The 9755-nt window shown below is 69.6% G+C and carries 10 protein-coding genes, 1 tRNA gene and 1 pseudogene; 5 read left to right on the forward strand and 7 right to left on the reverse strand.

The window, feature by feature from the left end; all coding sequences use genetic code 11:
• Nucleotides 1-91 precede the first annotated feature (91 nt).
• From AC08OV_RS01430 to AC08OV_RS01440, 3 genes and pseudogenes are all read right to left on the reverse strand, one after another.
• Nucleotides 92-181: pseudogene (locus AC08OV_RS01430) on the reverse strand (IS5/IS1182 family transposase); the annotation flags it as partial.
• A gap of 140 nt (nucleotides 182-321) precedes the next feature.
• The gene (locus tag AC08OV_RS01435) at nucleotides 322-894 is read right to left on the reverse strand and encodes a bacterial proteasome activator family protein (protein WP_476612412.1); all 573 of its coding nucleotides are present in this window, start codon (nucleotides 892-894) and stop codon (nucleotides 322-324) included.
• A gap of 81 nt (nucleotides 895-975) precedes the next feature.
• A complete protein-coding gene (locus tag AC08OV_RS01440; RefSeq protein WP_462185844.1) occupies nucleotides 976-1968 on the reverse strand; it encodes an NAD(P)H-quinone oxidoreductase in 993 nt (330 codons plus the stop codon).
• A gap of 886 nt (nucleotides 1969-2854) precedes the next feature.
• Between AC08OV_RS01440 and AC08OV_RS01445 the strand changes: the two genes are divergently transcribed.
• The 4 genes from AC08OV_RS01445 to AC08OV_RS01460 all read left to right on the forward strand — a co-directional run bounded on the left by AC08OV_RS01445 (nucleotide 2855) and on the right by AC08OV_RS01460 (nucleotide 6558).
• Nucleotides 2855-3634 (forward strand): SigE family RNA polymerase sigma factor, encoded by a 780-nt coding sequence (locus tag AC08OV_RS01445; protein ID WP_476619157.1) that lies wholly within the window; start codon nucleotides 2855-2857, stop codon nucleotides 3632-3634.
• Between the two features lie 658 nt (nucleotides 3635-4292).
• Nucleotides 4293-5273 (forward strand): hypothetical protein, encoded by a 981-nt coding sequence (locus AC08OV_RS01450; RefSeq protein WP_476612410.1) that lies wholly within the window; start codon nucleotides 4293-4295, stop codon nucleotides 5271-5273.
• Between the two features lie 404 nt (nucleotides 5274-5677).
• Complete coding sequence (locus tag AC08OV_RS01455; protein WP_476602028.1) at nucleotides 5678-6112, forward strand: hypothetical protein; 435 nt, start codon at nucleotides 5678-5680, stop codon at nucleotides 6110-6112.
• The gene (locus tag AC08OV_RS01460) at nucleotides 6112-6558 is read left to right on the forward strand and encodes a DUF3817 domain-containing protein (protein ID WP_476615904.1); all 447 of its coding nucleotides are present in this window, start codon (nucleotides 6112-6114) and stop codon (nucleotides 6556-6558) included. Before AC08OV_RS01455 ends, AC08OV_RS01460 begins: the two co-directional genes overlap by 1 nt.
• A 143-nt stretch (nucleotides 6559-6701) precedes the next feature.
• On the opposite strand, the gene AC08OV_RS01465 is transcribed toward AC08OV_RS01460, so the two are convergent.
• The 4 genes from AC08OV_RS01465 to AC08OV_RS01480 form a co-directional block, all read right to left on the reverse strand.
• Nucleotides 6702-7292: a hypothetical protein gene (locus AC08OV_RS01465; protein ID WP_476615905.1), complete on the reverse strand. Its 591-nt coding sequence runs from the start codon at nucleotides 7290-7292 to the stop codon at nucleotides 6702-6704.
• A 342-nt stretch (nucleotides 7293-7634) separates the two neighbouring features.
• Complete coding sequence (locus tag AC08OV_RS01470) at nucleotides 7635-8000, reverse strand: FDXHR family putative zinc-binding protein (RefSeq protein WP_476593782.1); 366 nt, start codon at nucleotides 7998-8000, stop codon at nucleotides 7635-7637.
• Nucleotides 8001-8656: 656 nt separating this feature from the next.
• Nucleotides 8657-8745: transfer RNA gene (locus tag AC08OV_RS01475), tRNA-Ser, on the reverse strand.
• Nucleotides 8746-8768: 23 nt separating this feature from the next.
• Complete coding sequence (locus AC08OV_RS01480) at nucleotides 8769-8948, reverse strand: hypothetical protein (RefSeq protein ID WP_476615907.1); 180 nt, start codon at nucleotides 8946-8948, stop codon at nucleotides 8769-8771.
• Nucleotides 8949-9344: 396 nt separating this feature from the next.
• Between AC08OV_RS01480 and AC08OV_RS01485 the strand changes: the two genes are divergently transcribed.
• Nucleotides 9345-9755, forward strand: a 411-nt coding sequence (locus AC08OV_RS01485; RefSeq protein WP_476615908.1) for a hypothetical protein, incomplete at its 3' end; no start/stop codon positions are given.

A 9755-nucleotide genomic window follows, 5' to 3' on the forward strand; every position in this document is an offset into this window, starting at 1 on the left:
TGGCTGACGACATCCCAGGCGCGGATCATCTTCCGCCCAAGCCGGATCATAACAGTCCCGCCACCGGCATTCGGGGCATCACGTGGATTGGATCGTGGTGACGGGACCGCCAGGCACATCCGGCCCGCACCCAGTAGGCCATCGCGTTCACGATCTCCCGCTGTTCGTGCACCGGCGGCCGGAGCCGCGAACGGCGGTAACCGACCGCAGACAGACCACAGACGATCTCGCGGTCCGCTGGTCCGCTGGTCCGCTGGCCAGGTGGCCAGGTGGCCAGGTGGTCCGGGACTCGCGGATCGGGGACTCGCGAGTCCCGGACCGTCAGAGGTAGGCCCCGCGGCCGAACGTCTCGCTGCCGGGCTGCTGCCCGCTCGGCAAGGCCCGCCGGCGCATCTCCTCGAGCTGAGCCTTGGCGGCCATCTGTTGGGCGAACAACGCGGTCTGCAGGCCGTGGAACAGACCCTCGAGCCAGCCGACCAGCTGTGCCTGGGCGATCCGCAGCTCGGCATCTGACGGCGTGCGCTCCTCGTCGAACGGCAGCGACAGCCGATCGAGTTCCGAGCGCAGGTCCGGGGCAAGCCCGTCGGAGAGCTCCTGGATGGAGCTGCGGTGGATCTCGCGCAGCCGGACTCGGCTCGCGTCGTCCAGCGGGGCGGCCCGGACCTCCTCCAGCAGCTGTTTGATCATAGTGCCGATGCGCATCACCTTGTCGGGCTGGGAGACCAGCGCGGCGATGGGGTTGCCGCCGTCCGGGTCCTCCGCAGCCTGCAGCGCCTGGTCACCGTCTGGGGCCAGCGGCCGCACCGGTCGGTTGACTACCCCCGAGTTCGCGGTCTCGTGCAGCGCGCCGTCAGGCCCGACGACCACGACGCGGGGTTCCGGTTGATCCGTCATGCCCCCTATCCTGCCCCGTGATCCGCCTCTCACGGCACTGGCTTCGCCTCCACGGTCACGCCGAGTGTCACCCATCGAGGGTCATTCCGGGATCGTGAGTACTACCTTTCCGACATGTCCGAAATCAGCCACATGCTGGTGTGCCCGCGCGACCTCGGTGATCGGCAACACCCGATCGACGACCGGCCGGATCGCCCCCGCCTCGATCGCCGGCCAGAAGTCGCCGCGGACACCGGCCACGATGTCGGCCTTCTCCTCGACCGGCCGCCCGCGCAGCGACGCGGCGTGGACCGCCGCCCGCTTGGTGAGCAGGGCGCCGAGGTTGAGCTCCCCTTTCACCCCGCCCTGCAGGCCGATGACTACCAGACGGCCTCCCACGGCCAACACGGCGACGTTGCGGGCGAGATACACCGCGCCCATGTTGTCGAGGATGACGTCCGCCCCGTGGCCGTTGGTAGTCTCGCGGATCCTGGCAACGAAGTCGTCGTCGCGGTAAGAGACCGCGAGGTGGGCGCCGAGCCCCCGCACCCTGGCCAGTTTGGCCGCAGTGCCGGCGGTGGTCGCGACCAGCGCGTTCGGACGTAGCGCGCGGACCGCCTGGATCGCGAAGGTCCCGATGCCGGACGCCCCGCCGTGCACGAGGAAGACCTCATGGTCGCGCAGACCGGCGATGCCGAAGACCGTGGAGTACACCGTGCAGGCCACCTCGGGCAGAGCGGCCGCCGTGATGAGGTCGACCCCGGCCGGGACCGGCAGCACCTGGCCGACCGGCACGTTCACCCGACTCGCGTAGCCGCCCCCGCTGAGCAACGCGCACACCTCGGCCCCGACCTCGACCCGGTCCACGCCGACGCCGAGAGCCGCCACCCGCCCGGAGCACTCCATCCCGATGATCTCAGAGGCGCCGGGCGGCGGCGGGTAGAAACCTTGCCGCTGGAGCAGGTCCGCGCGGTTCACCGCCGTCGCGACCACCTCCAGGGTGACCTCGCCGGGCCCCGGGGCAGGAGGGTCAGCCACCGTCGACCACGTCATGACCTCGGGCCCACCGGGCGCTTTCACCGTCACAGCATGCACCCGTCACACGCTACGGCTCCTCGGCACGCGACGCCGCGGCATCATCCGGCGTGCGGGCATGGTCAGGCCACGGCCGTACAGATGTTCCGGTGGGGTGGACGACGCCGGCTCGGGCCTCAGACCGGCTCGGGCTCCGGTTGGGGTGAGCCGGGAGCCGGCTCGGTATACGGCGAGGGCTCGTGCGGAGCCGGCGGCAGGTCAGGAGCGTCGGGCAGGAGCGGGCCTGGATCATCCGGGATCGGGGCGTCCGGATCGAGCGGGGGCGGGGGACTCGGGCGATGGGGACGGACGGCCTCGGGCATCGCGACAGACAGGGTAAACAGACCAGACCGGGTAGACAGGATAGACAGGACAGACACAGATTTCGCCGTACCCGGCGGGCGTCGCGGCGGAAACATCTTCCTAGCATCCCATGTCGGCCGCTCGACCCTCGCCGCGGCCTGATCGCCGGCCATCCCGCTGGACCGGCGTCGCGCATCCGTGCGCCGCCCCGTCCTCGCGACCGTCCCGCCCGGATCTCGGTTCATCGGCTCGCACCTCCGGCCCTATGCCGTCAAGTCCTATGCCCCTATGTCCTATAATGTGGCTGCCTCGGCCGGTCCGAGACGGGTTTGTCCCCGTGGCCGATGTCAGCGCGCACCAGGACCATCACCATGTGTGGCCAGCCCGACATCATCGGACCGAGGGTAAAGCCACTGCTTCGAGCGTATTAACAGTGACCGCCCCACTCGACATCCAGCTACCACGACGCATACCCGATCGAGTCGCTACCGTCATATGCACATCGCCCTGAACTCATGGTTCTCTGCAACCAGTGACAGACGACCACAGCATCGGCTGTCCGGCCGGCGCCGCGGACGCGCCGGCCTCGACGGGCCCGGGGAGCGTGCCAGTGGAAGCGGTCGCGGCCGACGACGAGCCCGAACATCCCCATACCCAGGCGGAGTTTCATGCCTTCTTCGAGAGACATCACCGCGAGCTGAGCCGGTTTGCGTATCTCCTGACTGGCGATCACGACGTCGCGGACGACATCACCGCGGACGCTCTGACGGCCGCCTGGTCCGCATGGGACCGGGTCCGCTCCGCAGACCTTCCACTGGCGTATGTCCGGCGGATCGTCGCCAACCTGGCGGCCGACCGGGTCCGGAAGGTCGTCCGCGAGCGACGCGGGCTGCTCTTCCTTGGTCAGCGGGCCGACCAGTCGGCGCGGATACCCGATCTCCCCGCGGTCATGGATCTGCGCTCCGCGCTGATGACACTGCCGCCGGGCAAACGTGCGTGTGTCGTGCTCCGCTACGCCTTCGACCTGTCGGAGATCGAGACGGCTCGCACGCTGGGTATCTCCGTCGGCACGGTGAAGAGCCAGACCGCCAAGGGAGTCGCCGAACTGGAGCGGATTCTCCAGAACACCGAGCTACCGCCGGCCGGTGCCGCGGAGGTGGCGAGGCCACAGGTAGCGTCCGGTCAGTCGGGCACGTCACGCGGCGCCACATCCCGATCGGGCAGTTCCCGGGTGAATGGGTCCCGATCGGGCTCGGGTCGCCTGGGACGGCGGCGGGACAGTGGTCAGTCCGGCAAACCGGCGGGTCCGAGCCGGTCGGCGTTCGCCTGCCTCGGCCGCGTCAAGCTATGGCCCTGGTGGCAACAGCGAGTCGGCGAGGCATAGATGACGCAGAAGGCGCCCGGGATTCCAGGGGCCCGATCATGATGCGCAGGGTGGCGCGGCAGCGCGGCGCGGCGGGCCTCCGGCCGATTGCCGTCCCTCCGCTCCGGGGACGGGTGACCGCATGACTAACGACCACGGAACAGGCGACCGTGGAACCAACAGCTCGAGCGCGGATGGTCGAGGGTCAGCCGATCGCGTCGGCGAGTTCCGCGGCGGCGACGGTCATGGCGGCAATCTGGGGGAGCTCCCGTTCCCCGACCGACTCCGCGGCATGCTGAGCGCCGAGATGGGCCGGCACCGCCCCGACTCCGATCGCATCCGCAGACGTGTCGCGGCGGCAGTCGATGCTCCCCTGAGCGGCACGATCATCCGCCCCCTCGGCCCGAGCGGACCTGTCGGCCCGAGCGGTCCACTCAGCGCGAACGGACCACTCAGACCGCCTGGTTCGATCGGCTCCAACACCCGGACCGAGGATGGCCGGATCATCACCCGGCAGCACCGCCTGGGCCGTACCGTCACGAAGGCCCCATCGAGCCGACGGCGCCGATCCAGCCGGTCTACCAGCCCCGACCGGCTCCCCCGGTCCCACAACTGGCCCCGTTCCCGGCGGCGCTCGGTTGCCCGACGCGGCACGATCGCGGGGGCGCTACTCGCCATCGTGAGCATCACGGCCCTGACGGCCCTGGCCCTGCTGGGGCCGTCGGGATCGAACTCCCCGGCTCCGCCCACGACGACCGTCACGGCGAAGCCGCGGCCGTCCGCCACGCCGGTCACGACGTCTCCGGTCACGACGTCTCCGGTCACGACGTCTCCGGTCACGACGTCTCCGGTCACGACGTCTCCGGTCGTGCGGACGCCGGCCGCGTCGCCCCAGGCCACCACGGTGCTCCCACCGGAACCGGCCAGGTCGAGCCCCGCCGGAACATCCGGGGGCAGCGCCGCCGTCCCGGACGCGACGAGCGACGCGAGCGCCGCACGGAGGTCCGCCGGCCCGGACCCGGCGGACCCGGGGTCCGCGAGCGGTGGTGGCGGCGCACCGTCACCGTCCGCGGGACCGTCCGCGAACCATGGTGACAGCGGATCCTCCCTGCCCGGCGGAACGTTCGCGGGCATCGGCGGCGGGATCTACACCAGCACCGTCGCCCCCTTCCCCAGTGGGTCACAGGTGCGGCTTCCGGGCCCCGGAACTCTCGACTGGGTGCTGTTCGGGGGCTCGTGGAACGGTGTGCAGAACCGGGCCGCCATTGTGATGCCGCTGATCGACACCGGCACCCTGCTGGGCACGTCCGTGCCGTCATCCTCCGGATTCGACTGGACGGAGGGCACGCCGGTCGCGACCGGCGTGGACGACACCGACCGGCTGTCCCTGCAGGGCTCGGCCCGGCTGACGGTCTTCGTCTCGCAGTCTCCGCTCACCCTGGACGTCCTCCTCGGATCCGGTTCCGGGCGGGTACAGATCATCGTCACCTCCATCGGCGGCACGCAGACCTTCACCCAGACCCTGCCTTCACCGATCGCCGATGGCTCGGCCGATGGCGTGGTGAGCATCGGGCTGCCGGCCGGAATCGGCACGACGTCGATCACCATCTCCAGCGGGGGCACGCCGGGTTGGACACTGGCGGCCGCAGTCCTGCGCTGACGGCGTGGGTCTGCGCCGGTTACGTGGGTCTGCACGTGACCATGCGGAACCATGGGGAACCATGCGGACGAAAAATCTTCACAACGACGGCAACCAATCAACCTCCGCCGGACGACTGACAGATGAACGCCATACCGGCCCCCCGCGCCAGGAGGTCCGGCGGTGTTTCGGCCCGTTCGCTCCCCGGCTAACCCCCCCCAGCCCGGCGGACGGGTCGCCAAGCGGCCGCCGACGGCGGCACGCGGGCTGGCCGGCCCGGCCAAGGTCGGCCAGCCCCTCGCGCCCCCTCCCACGCCGCCCGGCGCCCCGGTCCCGGGGGTGAGTCCGGTCCGGGTGTGAGTCCGGTCGTGGGAAGGTGCCACGCGCCCTACGCTGACCGGCCGGGGAGAGGTAGCGTCAACCTCGTGCGTCGGCTGCTGTTGTCACCCTCGTGGATCGCGCGTCATCTCCTCGCGCTCTTCCTGATCGCATTCTTCATCCGCATGGGCATCTGGCAGCTGACGAAGGGCGAATCCCCGCAGGGATCGTTGCAAAACCTCTTCTACGGGGTCGAGTGGCCTGTCTTCGCCGCCTTCGTCGTGTACTGGTGGGTGAAGATGATGAAGGAGGATCTGGCGCCCAAGGACACCACCGGGCCGCGGTGGGGTGCCCACGGCCGGATCGCCCCCGAGGCGCCATGGCGACCGGATCTCGACACGGGCCCCAAAATGCTGACGACCGGCACCGCCGAGCAGTCCGCCGAGGACGACGAACTCGACGCCTACAACCGCTATCTCGCCTCACTGTACGAGCGTGACGCCCTTCGGGACGCCCTCAAGCACATCAACGGAGCCCGCTGATGACGGCATTGCCCGACCCCACCCGTACGGCCACCACAGGACGTGCCTCCGCGACGGCGATTCGCGCACCCCTGCTGCGGTACCGGGCCATCGCCTACATCGTCGGTGTGGGGCTGATCGCGCTGGTGTGCATCGGCATGCCGATGAAGTACATCGGCGGCAACGACGCGATCGTGGCGGCCGTCGGCCCGCTCCACGGTGTGCTGTACATGGTGTATCTCGCCGCTTCCTTCGATCTGGCGAACCGTTGCCGGCTGTCCTCGACCCGGACGATCACAATCATGCTTGCCGGCACCATCCCGTTCCTGTCGTTCTTCGCCGAGCGGCGGGTCACGTCCCTTGTGCGGGAGAGCCAGCTGTCCGCCGCCGCGGCTCCGGCCGGCCCGGCCACCGGGCCCACCAAGCCCGCGAAGCCCGCGCAGAGCGCCGAGGCCTCCACAACCTGAGGGACCTGAGGACCGGCCTGACGGCGTCGAGAGACGTCGGGACCTCTCAGGGCAGGGACATCTCAGGGCAAGCCGACGCAGGCAGAGGCCGCCGTCGGCTTCTGCCGACGCAGGCAGAAGCCAACGCGCCGGGAGACGTCGCCTCAGGACACGTCCGAGTCAACTCCAGCCAGGCGGAGCGCCGCCGGTGCGGGGCGGCGGAGACGGGCGGGCACGGCGATCGTCAGGACCTCACCGGCGGTGAGCCGCCGGAGCCGGGCCAACCGGGAGGGCGGAGCGAGCATCTCCGCGGACAGCACCTGGTCAGCCTCGGTACCGAAGGCAAACAGGCGCCCGTCCGACCAGGTGATCAGTTCGTCGGCCGTACTGGCGGGTCGCACGAGGACCAGCTGGGCGCGCCGCGGGTCCCAGACGATCGTCACCGTCCGCGTGGTGGACCGGAGCAACGCCCACTTGCCGCCGCTGCGGTAGGCGGCCGCCAGCATCCGGGCCGTCTCGTTTCCCTCGGGACGGCGGGACGGACGATCCGCGATCACCACGAGCCCCGCGTCGTCGACCGCGATCGGCGGAGTCGGGTCCGCCCGCAGGTCCGCGGCGGTCACCGTCCCGAATGCTCCGTCGAGGTGGACACCGCGTGCGGCGGGCAGCCCAAACGACGATGAAGCCAGCATGGCGGTCAGGGACGCCCGCCGGACGTCCGCCCCGTCCAGCCGGACCAATCCGCAGACCGTCATCCGTTCCTCCGTCCTCAGCCCGCGATCCTCGATCCGCGATCCGATGGCGCACGGCACGGACGGAATCCCGGCCGGATGATCGACACGGTGCGGCGGCGTTCACGGGTGCTCCAGCGCCGGAACGTAGCAGTTTCTCGCCCGCCTCACCGGTCCGTTGCACGGAATCGCCGAGTGGTTCCGGCCTTCGGTGCCGGGCCTCACCGTCGTGATCCGGGCTCGGCTAGGACAGCGGCTCGAAAACACATCGGCCGCCTACCGGCCGCCGATCGCCCGTGACCGAGACGTCCGGCGGAAACCGGCCGCATGCGGAGGAAGACCGCGGTCACGGGGGGAAGGACGGACTCAGGCCACGTTGGCGCCCGACGGCTCACGCTCCCGCTTGACCCGACGAGTCGCGATCACCGGATGAGCCGGGCAATCGACCAGATGCTCATCGAAGCCCTGCACCGTCGGCCAGGACTGGTGGCAGGACCCGCAATGGGTCGTGGCCGGATCGGTCCACCGCTCTTCGCAGCCGGCACAACTGGCCGTGACCGGGATCTGCACTGTCTTGTCGGGCTGCCGGCGACGAGAGACCTGGATCGGCAACGCCTGTTGGATGGATTGTTCATCTGGGGAACGGAGTGTGACGGAAACCGCGCGTGGACGCCGGGGTGGGGTGTTGGCGGCCGGGATCGCGCGAGGGGATGTCGACCGACGGGGAGGCACCCGGCCATCCTGTCGCAGACCTGCACAAGCGTCACGCAACCGGCTGTCGAGTGTTCAGGGTGATTGTCCTGCGGCAACGCTTCCGGAGCTCGCGAACCAGAGCGTTCCGCCCGGACGGATCGTCATCGGCGACGGCCGACCGCTGGCGGGAACCCGCGCCGGAAACAACCGTGCCGGGCCGAGCGACGCCTGGAACATCGCCGAACAGTCAAAAATGACTACCGATACCCACCAATACCACTGGACTAGCTATGGTCAAGCGCAGGGCGGACGCCATCGCCAGGGCCGGCGGTGAGGGGATCCCGGGCGTGAGTGCCGGCGCACTGCTGCGAGGGTGGCGGGAGCGACGCCGGATCAGTCAGCTCGGACTGGCGTTGCGAGCCGACAGTTCCGCCTGACGCATCAGTTTCATCGAGACCGGCCGCTCCATTCCGAGTCGCCCGATAGTGCTGCGCGGGCCACGTGCCCGTCGGTGCGGAACCGGATGAGCAGTTCCTGCCTGTCGCCGAGGCCGATGGTGCAGGATCCGTACATCGGATCGGAGTCGACCAGCCACCGGTCACGTCCCAGCGTGCCCATTTCGTGCCCACAAGGATCTTCAGCTGTTCCAGGCTGATCGTCGCCAACTGTCTCCGGCGACAAAAAGCCTGGTAAAGCGGAGGGCGTGGGATTCGAACCCACGACGAGGATCACTCCCCGTAGCGGTTTTCAAGACCGCCGCCATCGGCCACTAGGCGAGCCCTCCTGATCTGCGGAGACGACGTCAGGCTACGTCCGGCTCGCCGGAGTCTGCCCGCCATGTGCCCGCCGGGTGCGCTCCAGGATCTCACAGCCCGCGCCGGTGCTGTCCGCCACGTCACCCGTCGGCACCGGATCGGCCGCCGGGCAGTGGCCCGTCAGTGCGTCCGTGATCCGATCGTTGACGAGAGGCCAGCATGTAGCCCGCACATTGCCGAAATCCTCGTTTTAAGATCAAGACGCGGTGCGGGCCGCGCTTGCAGGTCCGAGCTGTTCGACGAACGCCCTCGTCGGCAGCGTGAGGAAACCAGCTGACGCAGGGAGCTGTCTTACCTCATGCTGTCAGATAGGGGATCGCGGTGCCCGCGATCGCGCTGCTTGCCCTGGCCACAGCGATTCACCCGGCGGTGTCCCACCGGCAGACGGCACCGATCACTCAGCCTCTCCTTGATCCGACCACGTTGGACCTCCGTGTCTGAGATTTCGGGTGCTGAGCCATCGGGTCACCGCGTCGGTGAGGACCACCTCGTACGGAAGGCCTCGCAGCTCGTCCGCGGTCACGTCCAGACCGCGCGCCCGCCCCAGGTCGGCCAGCCACGACCAGGGGTGGTCCTCACTGGGCTGTTCGCCATCAGGGAGTACGACGTTCAACACGTCTTGGGTGATGCTGTCGCGGGTCTCGCCGAACTGGCCCGCGCCAAGACCTGGATCATCGAGTATCCGGCTGACGGTGAAGCCGCGATCTTCATGCAAGATCACCCGCCGGCCGTCGTCCAGCGTGACGAACTCACTGACCGAGAAGTTCTGGGAACTCCCGTCGTCGGCGCGCGGCGCCCACAGATCACACAAGGCGCCCAGGCCGACGATGCGACCGGGCTCGACAGGAGGAAGATCCCTGCGACCGACCGCGTCCGGGTACGGCTGCCAACTCCACTCCATACCGCTCACGTCCCCCACCTCGGGGTCCCGGGTAAACCGTTTGCAGTGCTCTTCAGTTCCACCTTAACCGTCAGCCAC

It is taken from the genome of Frankia sp. CeTa3Moorea, from assembly GCF_978021225.1.